At 31.8% G+C, this 13,976-nt stretch carries 14 protein-coding genes; 4 read left to right on the top strand and 10 right to left on the bottom strand.

Going from position 1 to position 13,976, the window contains the following annotated elements:
* Positions 1 to 69: 69 nt before the first annotated feature.
* Complete coding sequence (gene rpoN, locus ACTPNM_RS03895; protein ID WP_274640802.1) at positions 70 to 1,533, top strand: RNA polymerase factor sigma-54; 1,464 nt, start codon at positions 70 to 72, stop codon at positions 1,531 to 1,533.
* Positions 1,533 to 2,132, top strand: coding sequence for a hypothetical protein (locus ACTPNM_RS03890; protein ID WP_440120701.1), 600 nt, complete (start codon positions 1,533 to 1,535; stop codon positions 2,130 to 2,132). The genes rpoN and ACTPNM_RS03890 overlap by 1 nt, the downstream gene beginning before the upstream one ends.
* On the opposite strand, the gene ACTPNM_RS03885 is transcribed toward ACTPNM_RS03890, so the two are convergent.
* From ACTPNM_RS03885 to ACTPNM_RS03860, 6 genes are all read right to left on the bottom strand, one after another.
* The gene (locus ACTPNM_RS03885; RefSeq protein WP_440120700.1) at positions 2,127 to 2,795 is read right to left on the bottom strand and encodes a porin family protein; all 669 of its coding nucleotides are present in this window, start codon (positions 2,793 to 2,795) and stop codon (positions 2,127 to 2,129) included. The two genes, ACTPNM_RS03890 and ACTPNM_RS03885, sit on opposite strands and share 6 nt — an antisense overlap.
* An 86-nt stretch (positions 2,796 to 2,881) precedes the next feature.
* Positions 2,882 to 3,352 carry an ExbD/TolR family protein gene (locus ACTPNM_RS03880; RefSeq protein WP_099215733.1) on the bottom strand — a complete coding sequence of 157 codons (471 nt, stop codon included), beginning with the start codon at positions 3,350 to 3,352 and terminating at the stop codon, positions 2,882 to 2,884.
* A gap of 17 nt (positions 3,353 to 3,369) precedes the next feature.
* Complete coding sequence (locus ACTPNM_RS03875; protein WP_274640805.1) at positions 3,370 to 3,996, bottom strand: ExbD/TolR family protein; 627 nt, start codon at positions 3,994 to 3,996, stop codon at positions 3,370 to 3,372.
* A 6-nt stretch (positions 3,997 to 4,002) separates the two neighbouring features.
* Entirely contained in the window at positions 4,003 to 4,440 is a 438-nt protein-coding gene (locus ACTPNM_RS03870) for a hypothetical protein (RefSeq protein WP_099215732.1), read from the bottom strand.
* A gap of 9 nt (positions 4,441 to 4,449) precedes the next feature.
* Positions 4,450 to 5,163: a MotA/TolQ/ExbB proton channel family protein gene (locus ACTPNM_RS03865; RefSeq protein WP_121146257.1), complete on the bottom strand. Its 714-nt coding sequence runs from the start codon at positions 5,161 to 5,163 to the stop codon at positions 4,450 to 4,452.
* Positions 5,164 to 5,415: 252 nt separating this feature from the next.
* Positions 5,416 to 6,447: an asparaginase gene (locus ACTPNM_RS03860; protein WP_440120699.1), complete on the bottom strand. Its 1,032-nt coding sequence runs from the start codon at positions 6,445 to 6,447 to the stop codon at positions 5,416 to 5,418.
* Between the two features lie 94 nt (positions 6,448 to 6,541).
* On the opposite strand from ACTPNM_RS03860, the gene ACTPNM_RS03855 reads away from it, so the two are divergent.
* Positions 6,542 to 7,240 carry a zinc metallopeptidase gene (locus tag ACTPNM_RS03855; RefSeq protein WP_099215729.1) on the top strand — a complete coding sequence of 233 codons (699 nt, stop codon included), beginning with the start codon at positions 6,542 to 6,544 and terminating at the stop codon, positions 7,238 to 7,240.
* A 116-nt stretch (positions 7,241 to 7,356) separates the two neighbouring features.
* Here ACTPNM_RS03855 and lepA read toward each other — a convergent pair whose 3' ends face one another.
* From lepA to ACTPNM_RS03835, 4 genes are all read right to left on the bottom strand, one after another.
* The gene (gene lepA, locus ACTPNM_RS03850) at positions 7,357 to 9,153 is read right to left on the bottom strand and encodes a translation elongation factor 4 (RefSeq protein WP_047789984.1); all 1,797 of its coding nucleotides are present in this window, start codon (positions 9,151 to 9,153) and stop codon (positions 7,357 to 7,359) included.
* A gap of 384 nt (positions 9,154 to 9,537) precedes the next feature.
* Positions 9,538 to 10,929, bottom strand: coding sequence for a radical SAM protein (locus tag ACTPNM_RS03845; RefSeq protein ID WP_440120698.1), 1,392 nt, complete (start codon positions 10,927 to 10,929; stop codon positions 9,538 to 9,540).
* 90 nt (positions 10,930 to 11,019) lie between these two features.
* Entirely contained in the window at positions 11,020 to 11,934 is a 915-nt protein-coding gene (locus ACTPNM_RS03840) for a hypothetical protein (RefSeq protein ID WP_440120697.1), read from the bottom strand.
* Positions 11,935 to 12,165: 231 nt separating this feature from the next.
* Complete coding sequence (locus ACTPNM_RS03835) at positions 12,166 to 12,903, bottom strand: prolipoprotein diacylglyceryl transferase (RefSeq protein WP_440120696.1); 738 nt, start codon at positions 12,901 to 12,903, stop codon at positions 12,166 to 12,168.
* A gap of 65 nt (positions 12,904 to 12,968) precedes the next feature.
* Here ACTPNM_RS03835 and dusB point away from each other — a divergent pair, with 65 nt between their 5' ends.
* The gene (gene dusB / locus ACTPNM_RS03830; RefSeq protein ID WP_440120695.1) at positions 12,969 to 13,970 is read left to right on the top strand and encodes a tRNA dihydrouridine synthase DusB; all 1,002 of its coding nucleotides are present in this window, start codon (positions 12,969 to 12,971) and stop codon (positions 13,968 to 13,970) included.
* The last annotated feature ends 6 nt before the right edge of the window (positions 13,971 to 13,976 follow it).

Genomic DNA, 13,976 nt, shown 5'->3' with positions numbered 1-13,976 from the left:
TTATAAATATCAATCGTCATTCCTTTACGAATGACGATTTTTTTTGTCCTATTTCATATCTTTGTATATATGCTAAAACAAAGTTTACATCAAAAATTACTTCAAAAATTATCTCCACAACAAATACAGTTGATGAAGTTAATTCAGTTGCCTACGCAAGCTTTTGAAGAACGTTTGAAACAAGAAATTGAAGAAAACCCCGCATTAGATACTGGTAAAGACGAGCCCGAAAATTTTGAGGATAGTTTAGCCAATGATGTTGATTATGACGATTCGGGTAATGAAAAAATAGATGCTGAAGATATAAACATTGATGAGTATTTAAGCGATGATGAATATCCTAGTTATAAAACACAAACCAACAACTATTCTTCAGACGATGATGATAAACAAATTCCTTATGCAGCAGGTACTAGCTTTCATCAATCATTAAAAAATCAATTAAACACTTTTAGAATCGATGAAGAAGAACGTGCTATTGCTGAATTTTTAGTGGGTAGTATAGATGATAGCGGATATATTCGTAGAGATATTATTGATTTAGTTGATGACCTAGCCTTTACTCAAAATGTTTTTACTACTGAAGAAAAAGTACAAGATGTTTTGGTAAATGTTGTTCAAAAGTTAGATCCTACTGGTGTTGGTGCTTTAAACTTGAAAGAATGTTTAATTATTCAATTAAAAGCTAAATCTGAGAATGAAAGTAGAGCATTAGCTATAAGAGTTTTAGAAGAAGCTTTTGATCATTTTGTTAAAAAACACTACAAGAAACTTTTAGAAAAATTCAGTATTTCTGAAGAACAATTAAAAGATGTTATTAGCGAAATAAGCAAACTAAACCCAAAACCAGGAAGTTCATACGCTGGAAATAATAAAATTGCAGAGCAAATAGTTCCTGATTTTTCAATAAAAATTATTGATGGCAACTTAGATTTAACTTTAAATGCTCGTAATGCTCCAGAATTACATGTTTCTAGAGAATATAATAACATGCTAAAAGGGTATCAAGACTCTAAAGAGAAAACTAAATCTCAAAAAGATGCTGTACTCTTTATAAAGCAAAAGTTAGATGCTGCAAAATGGTTTATTGATGCTATAAAACAACGTCAACAGACACTTTTAGTAACCATGAATGCGATTATGCATCGTCAGGAAGAATATTTTTTAACAGGAGATGAGCGTAAGCTTAAGCCTATGATCTTAAAAGATATTGCCGATGAAATTAGCATGGATGTATCAACAGTTTCTCGTGTTGCTAGTAGCAAATATGTTTCTACACCTTATGGTACAAAATTGATTAAGGAATTCTTTTCTGAATCGATGAAAAACGACCAAGGAGAAGATGTATCAACTAGAGAAATTAAGAAAATATTAGAAACTGTAATTAAAGAGGAAGACAAACGAAAACCTCTTACTGACGAAAAATTATCTAAAATTTTAAAAGAAAAGGGGTATCCTATTGCAAGAAGGACTGTTGCAAAATACCGTGAACAATTAGACATTCCTGTCGCAAGATTACGTAAAGAGATTTAATGCGTTGGCATAAATTCATATCAACTATTCTTCATCCTATTGTAATGCCTACTATTGGGATTATTCTGTACTTCCTACTTTCACCAATAACTTTAAACAAACAGCAGCAATACACAATATTAGCAATAGTTTTTATTGCTACATATCTTATACCAATGCTTCTACTTGTTTTCTTAAAGTCTATTGGCTATATAAAGTCTTTTCGAGTACACAGCATCAACGAACGAAAGTTCCCTATTTTCTTTATGATGACTTTATTTTTGATTTTAGGAAAAATGTTTGCTAGCATGGGTATTGTAAAAGACATTAGCTACCTGTTTTACGGAACTGTATTTGGTTTAGGCTTTATTTACTTGCTATTTCCTTTTAAAATTAAAGGAAGCCTTCATTTATTATCCATGGGTGTTGCTGTTGGATATTTCTTATTGTTTCAACAAATACAAGCTGTTTATGTACTCCCTATAATTATATCGTTTATTTTCTTGTCTGGTCTTCTGGCAAGCTCTAGATTACATTTAAAAGCTCATACTGTTAGAGAAGTGTATCTTGGTTTTTTTATTGGCTTAATAGCTCCTTTTATGGCTTATTATGTGTTATAGAAGATAAAAACTTAAACCAAGTTTAACTATTTTACTATTTATTGGCTTTCCATTCAAGCTAACATCTTTAAACATTGGTGATAAACCGTAATATACGTGAAAATTAAATGTACCGTAACCTGCAGATAAAGTTAAACCTGTTTGCCATTTGTTATATTTCTCAGCATTTGAAAAACTAACCTGACCTGTTGGAGAATCATATCTAAAGCTATTACTTATATTATAAGAGACTTTAAAACCTAAGTAAAAACGCCAAAATGAGTATGTATTTGCATCTGAAGATCGCCATCTAAATTGGATAGGTACCTCTAAATTGTGTAGCTTTATTTTATTAGATGTAATATCAGGGTCAGTTTCATACTCTTTTACATTTCCATCTAATACTTTTAATTCATGACTGAATGAATCATAGTTATACCCTAATCCAATGGCAATAGCTGTTTTGCCTTTTCTATTTAAAGGAATGTCTTTCATATAACCTAACGCCAACCCGTATGAGAACCCCGTTCTGCCAAGTTCTTCGGGTTGATCTTGTAATAAGTTGTATGTAATATCAATATACAGTTGATCTTCCCAATATTTGTCACCCAACTGTAAAGAATCTTTCTGACTAAAAATATTTAAAGACAGAAAAAAAACAAAAAAACTTAAAATGTACTTCATAGATAATTATCTAACGATAAATATACCTTTTTTGTATAAAAAAAGAGCAATCTAATGATTGCTCTTTTTATTTTATTTAAAAGTAATTACTTCTTAATAACATCTCCTTTATGCGTAGATAAACTTAATTTAAGAGCGTTAACATCTCTTAACTTTTCACGAATATCGGCTAATGTACCTACACTCGATTCTCTATCTGCTTTTATAGAAGTTGTCATAAAAGGTACTTCTGCTTCAGAAACATTATCTCTTTCAAGATATATAAACGAAGGTACTTCATCTGGAGTAGCTATTTTGTCGTTTAATTGTATTCTGTTATATCCTGTACCATACTTTGGGTCTTTAGCTTTACCAACATAAATTGTACTCACTAAACTTTTACGCTCAAGCTTTTTTACTTCACTTGCACTTGGTAAACGAGGTGAATCAATTTGTAAATCTGTTTCTCTCATGGTAGTAGTTACCATGAAGAAGAATAATAACATAAAAACAATATCTGGTAAAGATGCCGTAGATACTGCTGGCAATCCTTTTTTCTTCTTTTTAAATTTAGACATACTCTATTGTTTTACTATTATTGAACATTTGTTGGGTCTGTATCAGAAATAATTTGAGGGTAACTCGCCTTGATATCTTCAACTTTCTTTCTTAATGACTCATCTTTTCTTGCACTGTCTTTAAAAGCTTGTTCTAACTCAGTAAAGCTCATACCATATTTTTCTTGGCATAATCTGTTACGTAATTCAGTATAAGCTCTTAACAACTCATTTTGTACAGCTACATACGTACCATACTCAGTACCTCTATCACTCTCAACAGAGATTACTGCTTTAGTTGGATGATCTGATGATTCAGGATCTTTATCACCTTTACAGTAATTACAAGTAGTTCCTACTTCCATTCCTGGCATTGGGTTACCAATACCACCACCATTATCAATAAATTTAATAGCAGCATCTTTTAAGTCTTTCAACTCCATCGCCTGATCTTCAACTAAAAGTTGATTATTTCGGTTGATGCTAACTTGAAAAATATTTTTTTCTTTAATAATTGGTGGCTTTACATCAGTTTTTTCAGCTAACTTTTTAGGGATACCTGAATCAACATCCATTGTAGTTGTTACAAGGAAAAAGATAAGTAGCAAGAAGGCAATATCTGCCATCGAACCTGCATTAATTTCTGGGTTTTCTCTTCTTGCCATATTAACTTACGATTTAACGATTCCTTTTAATAAATCCCAAACAAAGAATGCTCCAGCTATTCCTCCTAGGATAATGCTGTATGTAATTCCTGTTCCTACCCATTTAGATGTACTTCCTTGAGCTGCTAATTCTCCTCCATCTGCTCCAATTACTTGTGCATCTGAAGACAAGAAATAAGATACAGCAAAAAGAACTGCTAATGCTAAAACACCTAATAATACCTTTTTTAATGCTGCAGGGTTTTTAAACATCCCCCACATTGAGGCTGCAACTGCTGTTACTACCACTCCAATCAATAACCAGTAAGAATAAGTTACTAAAGGAGAAACAGCACTTGATACTGCTTCTACATCTTCTTTATCTATTCTTGCTACATTTAAGAACAATGCAGCACCGATTAGTGAAATTGCAGCTACTAGTAATGTTAATATTTTACTATTCATATTGATTGATTATTTTTTATACTTAGCTAATAAATCGATTAAAGAGATAGATGCGTCTTCCATATTGTTAACGATACTATCAATCTTCGAAATAATGTAGTTATAGAAAATTTGTAAAATAATCGCTACGATAAGACCAAATACTGTTGTTAATAATGCAATTTTAATACCACCTGCTACTACTGCTGGAGAGATATCGTTTGCTACAGCAATTCTATCGAATGCATCAATCATACCAATTACAGTACCCATGAACCCTAACATTGGTGCTAATGCGATAAATAAAGATAACCAAGAAACGTTTTTCTCTAATAATCCCATTTGTACTCCACCGTATCCTACTACAGCTTTTTCAGCAGCATCTAATCCTTCATCAGCTCTTTCTAAACCTTGGTAAAAGATAGAGGCAACAGGACCTTTTGTATTTCTACAAACTTCTTTAGCAGCTTCTACACCACCTGAACTTAATGCTTCGTCAACGCTAGCTACTAATTTTTTAGTATTAGTTGTAGCCATGTTTAAATAAATAATTCTTTCAATTGCAATAGCTAAACCTAATATTAAGGCTACCAATACAATTCCCATAAACTTAGGGTCTCCTTCAATAAAACGTTGCTTTAACTCTTGGTGAAAAGTTTTCTCAGCTTCTTGAGCATAAGTTGATTGAATAGCTCCTAAAAACATAAATCCTGTAATAGTTAGGATATTTACTACTTTTTTCATTTTGTTATAATTAATTTTAAATAGTTAACGGGTTAAAAATACAAATTTTACCATGAAAAACTTAATTTTTTATAAATAAGTGATTCTTTACTTGTACTTATTACGCTTTTAATTTTACAGAGTGGCAAGTAACAAAAAAATGTTGGTACATTAAAAAAAATCTATAGGATTTCTATTAACCACACCTTTTTTAACTCTTTTCTATAGTATTTCAAGCAGTTACAAACACAAAATTAACGATTTATTTACAAACTACGCCATTTCTCCTCTTAGTGGTGTTTGAAAATAATGCGTAAATTCTTCTTTTGAAAGCTTTTCTCCTAACAAATACATCATTTTAGCAATGGCTGTTTCTGTTGTAATATCCTTACCATCAACAATACCAATACGTTTTAATTCTGAACTTGTTTCATAATGTCCTAAAATTACACTTCCTCCTTTACATTGAGTTACATTGACAATATAAATTCCTTTGCTTACCGATTCCTCTAATAAATCAACAAACCATTTTTCGGTTGGTGCATTTCCTGATCCGTAAGTTTCTAAAATAATACCTTTTAAATCCGGAATATTCATAAAACTTCTTACTACAGACTCTGTAATACCAGGAAATAACTTTAAAATAGCTACGTGATTATCAAGGCTCTTTCTTACTACTAAATCACTTTGATTTTCTTTAGGTTTAAGTAATAATGGATAATTAAAGTTTAAATGCACTCCACTTTCTGCTAGGGGTGGATAATTCATAGAAGCAAACGCTTCAAATTGTTCAGCATTTATTTTTGTAGTTCTATTAGCTCTGTATAGTTTATACTCAAAATACAACCCTACTTCCTGAATAACAGGCTTTCCATTTTCATAGGCTGATGCAACTTGTATAGATGTAATTAAATTTTCTTTAGCATCTGTTCGTAAATCTCCTATGGGTAATTGTGATCCCGTAAAAATCACAGGTTTTTGTAAATTTTCAAACATAAAGCTTATTGCTGACGACGTATACGACATGGTGTCTGAGCCTGTTAGCACTACAAATCCATCAAACTTGTCATAATTATCAGAGATTATTTCTGCTATTTGTATATAATAAGCTACACTCATATTAGAAGAATCAATAGGTTCGTCAAAAGATATCGTATTGATTTCACAATTAAGCTGCTGTAATTCTGGGATTTTACTTGATATTTGACTAAAATCAAACGCTTTTAATGCTCCAGTATTATAGTCCTTTACCATACCAATAGTTCCGCCTGTGTAAACTATTAAAATTCTAGGTTGATTTGCCATTTTGACATTTTTTTATACCGTTAATAATTTGGAATAATTTATGTTGTAAATTTAACCAACAAAAATGATACAAAATTTTAAAACTATATAGATTATGATAGGATTTTATATTCTAATTGGTATTATATCTCTTTTCAGTTGGTTAGTGAGTAATACATTAAAAAGCAAGTTTAAAAAATACTCTCAAGTTCATTTACGAAATGGAATGAGTGGTGCTGAAATTGCTCAAAAAATGCTAGTTGACCATGGAATTTCTGATGTACAAGTAATTTCTACACCAGGTAGGTTAACAGACCATTATAATCCACAAAACAAAACTGTAAACTTAAGTGAGGCTGTATACAACCAACGAAATGCTGCCGCTGCCGCAGTTGCTGCACACGAGGTTGGACATGCGGTACAACACGCTAGAGCCTATCAATACTTACAAATGCGTTCTAAGCTAGTACCTATGGTAAGCATTACCTCACGTTTTTCTCAATGGATGGTAATTGGTGGTATTGCTTTTGGTGCTGCTTCTGGTAGTACAGGTATTGGTTTTTATATAGCACTAGCTGGTTTAGCTTTTATGGCTTTAGGTACTATTTTCAGCTTTATAACCTTACCTGTTGAATATGATGCAAGTAATAGAGCCTTAGCTTGGTTAGAGAATAAAAACATGGTTACTCGTGAAGAATTAGCTGGATCTAAAGATGCTTTAAAATGGGCTGCAAGAACTTATTTAGTTGCTGCTTTAGGTTCTTTAGCTATGTTATTATATTGGGCTTTACAAGTTTTAGGAAATAGAGATTAATTTTCAGTGTATTATATACACAATAGTTTAAAAATGTAACAACGAATAAAAACCCATTTTGATAAAATCAAAATGGGTTTTTATTATTCTCTTTTCTACAGTCTTTACTCTAAAGACTAGTCATTAAGTTTCAGTACTGCCATAAACGCCTGCTGTGGAATTTCTACATTACCAACTTGACGCATACGTTTTTTACCTTTCTTTTGTTTTTCTAATAATTTACGCTTACGAGAAATGTCTCCTCCATAACATTTTGCAGTTACATCTTTACGTAAAGCTTTAACCGTTTCACGGGCGATAATTTTTGCACCAATAGCAGCTTGAATAGGAATATCAAATTGTTGACGAGGAATCAATTCTTTTAGCTTCTCACAGATACGTTTTCCAATTGAATACGCATTACTATCATGTAATAAAGCTGAAAGTGCATCAACTATTTGTCCGTTAAGTAACATATCTACACGAACTAATTTCGATTTTTGCATTCCTATTGGATGGTAGTCAAACGACGCATAACCTTTAGACACGGTTTTTAATCTATCATAGAAGTCAAAAACGATTTCTGCCAATGGCATATCAAATATTAATTCAACTCGCTCTGGAGTTAAATAGGTTTGATTTACAATCTGTCCTCTTTTTTCAATACAAAGCGACATTACTTGTCCTACAAAATCAGCCTTGGTAATAATTGAAGCTTTAATAAATGGCTCTTCTACTCTATCTAATTTTGATGGATCTGGTAAATCTGATGGGTTATTTACTATAATAACTTCATCAGGATTTTTCTTCGTGAATGCATGGTAACTTACGTTAGGAACCGTAGTAATTACCGTCATATTAAATTCACGCTCTAAACGCTCTTGAATAATTTCCATGTGTAACATCCCTAAGAATCCACATCGGAAACCAAAACCAAGTGCTGCTGAACTTTCTGGTTGAAATACCAATGAAGCATCATTTAACTGGAGTTTTTCCATCGAAGCACGAAGCTCTTCATAATCTTCAGTATCTACTGGATAAATTCCAGCGAATACCATTGGTTTTACATCCTCAAACCCTTCAATTCTATCTGTAGTTGGATTTGCAAAATCTGTAATAGTATCTCCTACTTTTACTTCTTTTGCTGCTTTAATTCCTGTAATTAAATACCCAACATCTCCTGTTTTTATTTCGTTTTTTACAACTTGACTTAATTTCAAAGTTCCTACCTCATCTGCTCCATACTGTCTACCAGTAGCCATAAACTTTATTTGTTGATTCTTTTTGATAGAACCATCAATTACTCTAAAGTAAGTTTCAATCCCTCTATATGAATTGTATACTGAATCAAAAATCAATGCTTTTAAAGGCGCGTCAGGATTTCCACTAGGCGCAGGAATTTTTTCAATAATCGCTTTTAAAATATTATCTACTCCGAATCCCGTTTTTCCACTTGCATGAATTACATCCTCAGGTTCACACCCTAATAAATCTACAATATCATCTGTTACTTCTTCAGGGTTAGCTGAAGGTAAATCTACTTTATTTAATACTGGAATAATTTCCAAGTCATTTTCTAACGCCAAATACAGGTTAGAAATAGTTTGTGCTTGAATACTTTGTGCCGCATCTACTATTAATAATGCTCCTTCACATGCTGCAATAGAACGAGAAACTTCATAAGAAAAGTCTACGTGACCTGGAGTATCAATTAGGTTTAGTATATAATCTTCACCTTCATAAACATAATCCATTTGAATGGCGTGTGACTTAATGGTAATTCCACGTTCACGTTCTAAATCCATGTTATCAAGTAACTGATTTTGTTTTTCACGCTCAGTAACTGACCCCGTATAGTCTAACAATCTATCTGCAAGGGTACTTTTACCATGGTCAATATGTGCAATAATGCAAAAATTTCTAATGTTCTTCATCAATATAAAGTTTCTCAAGCCATTTCTAGATATGCAACATAAACTTTTGTTTACTCAATATCTATCATGGATTCATTCGTCGTAATTCTAACTACTTGTAATTTGCAAAGATACTTTATTTGCAGGCTACTACAAACAAAATAAATAGCGAAAATTAAACATCATTTTTAACTTATTTAACTAAGTATACCACCACATATACCTAATCCTATTATCAGATATAAAACTGCTAGTATGTAAAATATTTTTGAGGCTGTTTTACTTTTTTTTCTAATAGCTGCTCCAATAACAGCTAGTAACACGGGTGGACCAAACATAATTAAACCTATAATCACGAATAAACCTGAAAGGTCGCCTACTTCTAAAAATACCATATCCTTTTTCTTATATTTCTTGTCTTAACTTTTCTAAATATTCTTTTTTGTCATCCCTATAAAAGAGATTCATTGTCTCAAAAGGAATAATTTTATTGTCTTTATCTACTATGTGTACACATGATTTCTTTACAGCTCGTACATCAAAATTATAAGCATCAATAAATTGCATGATTATAACTCTAAATAAATTGTCATATCCTAACTCTGGCGCATCAATATTTGGTAAACAACACATTATTGATTTTAAATTTTCTTCTGCTACTTCAACAGAATTCCCTGTACTAAATAAATCTATCATTTTTCCATGCAAGGCTTCATCTTGCTCGTAAATAATTGTGTTTTTACTATTATCTAATAAGTCATTTGGATTAATATAGCGTGTTAACGGAAACACTTCTCCTCCCAACTTAAGAGCATACCCCATTACCAACGCATCAGGATTACAAGGTACTGGAATTAAATCGTCAGTATTGAAAACATCAGTTTGCTCCATGATTTTTCTTCTGACTTCTGTAAGCGTCATTCTATCTGTTTCTAGATTAAAACTTTCTAATCTTCCCGCTATTTGTGTTGGTTGGAAAGTAACACCACGAACACATTTTTGTTGTAAAGCATAATCAATTACTTTACCTATTTCGTGATCATTTAATCCTTTCTGAAGAGTTACTACTAAAGTTGTTGATAAATTCAACTTATTTAAGTTATCAAGTGCTTGCTTACGAATACTATTTAAATCTGCCCCTCTTAATTCTTTCAGCACACTATCTTCAAAAGAATCGAACTGTAAGTATACTTCAAAATCTGGCGTATACGTTTTCAATCGTTCAGCAAAAGCAAGATCCTTGGCTATTTTTATTCCGTTTGTATTTAACATTAAATGCCTTATTGGAAGTGATTTTGCGTAATCTAAAATTTCCCAAAACTGTGGATGTATCGTTGGTTCTCCTCCACTAATTTGGACTACATCTGGTTCTTTCTCATTTTTCACTACGGCATCTAACATCGCTTTTACTTCTTCTAAAGTTCGATGACGTCCATAGGTAGGTGACGAACCAGCATAACAGGTGGGGCAAGTTAAATTACACCTATCCGTAACCTCAACAACAGTTAAACATGAATGTTGTTCATGATCTGGACACAAACCACAATCGTAAGGACATCCATAATCTGTTTTAGTGTTAAACGTATAGGGCATTTCACTAGGTTTATTGTAGTTTCTGATATTTTTATAATACTCAATATCATCTGCTATTAACACTTTTGAATTTCCATGTTCTCTACAGCGTTTAAGCATATAAACCTTGTCATCTTCAAAAACAATTTTTGCATCTACTCTTTTTAAACATTCAGGGCACAAGCTCAATGTAAAATCATAGTAGTTATATTTTCTTTCTGGCATTTTTTTAATTATAAATTTGTGAAGTCAAAAGTATTGATAGAAACCAATGAAACTCTTTGGAAGTTTACTTTTGTTGTAAAACTAACACCATTAATTTCTTAGTTTAAAATCTTTTTTAGTTATATAAATACCTTCAAATTTTTCCCATTTAGTATCAATAATTTTCTCAAAATAATTACGAAGAAATTTTAAGTTTTGTCCTTTTACATTAGTCGTAACATTTAATAGTTTTTTAAGTTTTTTCTTTTTTCGAGCGAAATAAAAACTATAGAAGGCCATTGCTAGTTTACTATTTAAAATTGACACTGCATTATCAAAATTAAAATACTCACTTTTAGGATTATTAAGGTAATATTCAAAATAATCTTGAGAGTAAGTTAAATGAATATCATCCTTTTTATAACCTGAATAAACCAAAAGAGCTAAATCACTCATCCCTAAACCCATTTCTAAATTGACAAGATCAAATTGGTCTTCAGGTTTACAATAAGTAAAATTATCAATTTCATTTTTATACTCAACAAGCATTAATTGATATAACTCTTTTACCGAATCACTAGCTCTTTCAATCATAGAAGATAACGTATCTTTTATAAGACTAAAACCATCGTATTCTTCCCAAGTATGATAAATAGACTCATCAACAGAAGAGAAGTTAGCGAAAAAGTCACCTCCACATCCATCAATCCCTATATAATTTAATGGAGATATTAATGTGACAGCTTCACATGGAGCCAAACCAGAAAATAAATCATCTGACATCTCTAACATTGAAGGTCTTGCTGCGTCAAAATATTGAGTTCTATCACTTGTATATTTCACTTCTTCAAAACCATGAAGAGGAAAAATAAACAATGACTTAAACAAATTCATACTAGGATTACACCCTTGGGCTCTTTTATACTTTTCATAAAAAAGTGGCACTTCTGTACCATAAAATTTTATAAGAAAGTCTTTACTCTCTTTGAAATTTTCTATTATAAACTTCTCAGTTTCTGATTTCATATTTTTTTATTGCTTTAATTTTTAAAAAAAAGTTACCGGTAAACACATCTTTCTTAACTGGTAAATTAACCCAATTTTAGGTTTGGGAATATACAAAAAACCTACTCATATGCATTAAAGTGAAAGTAAGAGATAGTTATAGATTCACAAATATCAGGTACAGAAACATTTTCTTACATAGGTAAAACCAAAACAACTATTAAAGTGAGACCGAACGAACAGGGAAATAACTTAAACTGTGAGAGATCTACAACTTTTACGTATGTAATATACATAACAAACTATACATAGCATTTGAATAGTACTTAACCCTAACACAAAAAAGGTATTGGGTTTTAAAAACTCTATACAAAAGCGAAAACCAAAGTATGCCAACATAAAAATCTTAAAAAGTTCTCCTGATTGTAATTGGCATTTCCTTTGTATGTATTTTAAACTGATAAACAACATTATTAAAAACACTAATTCATATAATGCAACTGGATGCCTTAACACTCCATCCCCTAAATCCATACCTAAAAAAGAAGTAGTTTCAATTCCATAGGTAAACTCATTAATTCCTGAAAGAAAACACCCTATTCTCCCTATAAAAATTCCAGTAATTATTGGCAATACAAACAAGTCACCAGATGATTTCGTTTCTCCTATTATTTTTTTCGCAATTTCTACACCTAATAAACCTCCAAATAAACCTCCCATAATAGTTTTTACATTCAATAATTGAATGATGTTTCTTGCTGAAAAAGTTACTAAAGGATTTTCTAATACTCCTACTAGACGAGAACCAATAAAAGCTCCTACAGCAGCTCCTAAAATAATTGACAATCTGTTATTAGAAGAAATATAATCTTTCCTTTTCTTACGTAAGAAAACATAATAACGAAAAGCTAAAAAGAATGCTAAATATTCAAGAACAAGATGAATATTAACCGTGTAACCGAACAAAATGGGCTCAAAAGGCAGTTTCAATAAAAAAGTTTGTGAGTTAAAAGACGAAATATACGTAATTACTCAAAAAAAAGTAACTTTGCAGCATGATAAAAATAGGTAACATAGAACTTCCTGATTTTCCGCTATTGTTAGCGCCAATGGAAGATGTGAGTGATCCACCGTTTAGAGCTTTATGTAAAGAAAACGGTGCTGATGTAGTGTATACTGAATTTATTTCTTCGGAAGGATTAATTCGCGATGCAGCTAAAAGCGTAATGAAATTAGATATCTACGAAAAAGAACGTCCTGTTGGGATTCAAATTTTTGGTGCTAACCTAGACTCGATGTTGCGTTCTGTAGAGATTGTTGAAAAAACAAATCCGGATATTATTGATATTAATTTTGGTTGTCCTGTTAAGAAAGTAGTTTCTAAAGGTGCTGGGGCTGGAATATTAAAAGACATTGACTTAATGGTTTCTCTTACTGAAGCCATGGTTAAACACACTAACTTACCTATTACCGTAAAAACTCGTTTAGGTTGGGATCATGATTCTATTAGAATTGTTGAAGTTGCCGAACGCTTACAAGATGTAGGTTGTAAAGCTATCTCTATTCATGGGCGTACACGTGCTCAAATGTATAAAGGTAATGCTGACTGGGCTCCTATTGCTGAAGTGAAAAATAATCCTAGAATGCATATTCCTGTATTTGGAAATGGTGATGTTGATTCTCCTGAAAAAGCTATGGAAATGCGTGACAAATACGGACTAGATGGTTGTATGATTGGTCGTGCTTCTATTGGATACCCTTGGTTTTTTAATGAAGTGAAACATTATTTTAAAACTGGTGAACATTTATCTAAACCAACTATTTCTGAACGTGTTGATATGGCACGCCGTCATTTAGAAATGGCTATAGATTGGAAAGGTGAACATTTAGGTGTTGTAGAAACGAGAAGACACTACACAAACTACTTTAAGGGAATTCCACATTTTAAAGAACATAGAATGAAAATGGTTACTTCTGATGATCCTAAAGATGTTTTTGCTGCGTTTGACGAGGTACAAGCTAAATTTGGAAATGCAACAATTCCTGAAATAGGATAAGTTAAC

It is taken from the genome of Tenacibaculum sp. Ill (assembly GCF_051938915.1).
Classification (GTDB): domain Bacteria; phylum Bacteroidota; class Bacteroidia; order Flavobacteriales; family Flavobacteriaceae; genus Polaribacter; species Polaribacter larymnensis.
This window is presented reverse-complemented; position numbering and strand designations above follow the sequence as displayed.

What these genes read in the sequence shown, in the direction of transcription:
- rpoN (WP_274640802.1), top strand. Translation starts at nt 70, where the DNA reads ATGCTAAAACAAAGTTTACATCAAAAATTACTTCAAAAATTATCTCCA.
- ACTPNM_RS03890 (WP_440120701.1), top strand. Translation starts at nt 1,533, where the DNA reads ATGCGTTGGCATAAATTCATATCAACTATTCTTCATCCTATTGTAATG.
- ACTPNM_RS03885 (WP_440120700.1), bottom strand. Translation starts at nt 2,795, where the DNA reads ATGAAGTACATTTTAAGTTTTTTTGTTTTTTTTCTGTCTTTAAATATT.
- ACTPNM_RS03880 (WP_099215733.1), bottom strand. Translation starts at nt 3,352, where the DNA reads ATGTCTAAATTTAAAAAGAAGAAAAAAGGATTGCCAGCAGTATCTACG.
- ACTPNM_RS03875 (WP_274640805.1), bottom strand. Translation starts at nt 3,996, where the DNA reads ATGGCAAGAAGAGAAAACCCAGAAATTAATGCAGGTTCGATGGCAGAT.
- ACTPNM_RS03870 (WP_099215732.1), bottom strand. Translation starts at nt 4,440, where the DNA reads ATGAATAGTAAAATATTAACATTACTAGTAGCTGCAATTTCACTAATC.
- ACTPNM_RS03865 (WP_121146257.1), bottom strand. Translation starts at nt 5,163, where the DNA reads ATGAAAAAAGTAGTAAATATCCTAACTATTACAGGATTTATGTTTTTA.
- ACTPNM_RS03860 (WP_440120699.1), bottom strand. Translation starts at nt 6,447, where the DNA reads ATGGCAAATCAACCTAGAATTTTAATAGTTTACACAGGCGGAACTATT.
- ACTPNM_RS03855 (WP_099215729.1), top strand. Translation starts at nt 6,542, where the DNA reads ATGATAGGATTTTATATTCTAATTGGTATTATATCTCTTTTCAGTTGG.
- lepA (WP_047789984.1), bottom strand. Translation starts at nt 9,153, where the DNA reads ATGAAGAACATTAGAAATTTTTGCATTATTGCACATATTGACCATGGT.
- ACTPNM_RS03845 (WP_440120698.1), bottom strand. Translation starts at nt 10,929, where the DNA reads ATGCCAGAAAGAAAATATAACTACTATGATTTTACATTGAGCTTGTGC.
- ACTPNM_RS03840 (WP_440120697.1), bottom strand. Translation starts at nt 11,934, where the DNA reads ATGAAATCAGAAACTGAGAAGTTTATAATAGAAAATTTCAAAGAGAGT.
- dusB (WP_440120695.1), top strand. Translation starts at nt 12,969, where the DNA reads ATGATAAAAATAGGTAACATAGAACTTCCTGATTTTCCGCTATTGTTA.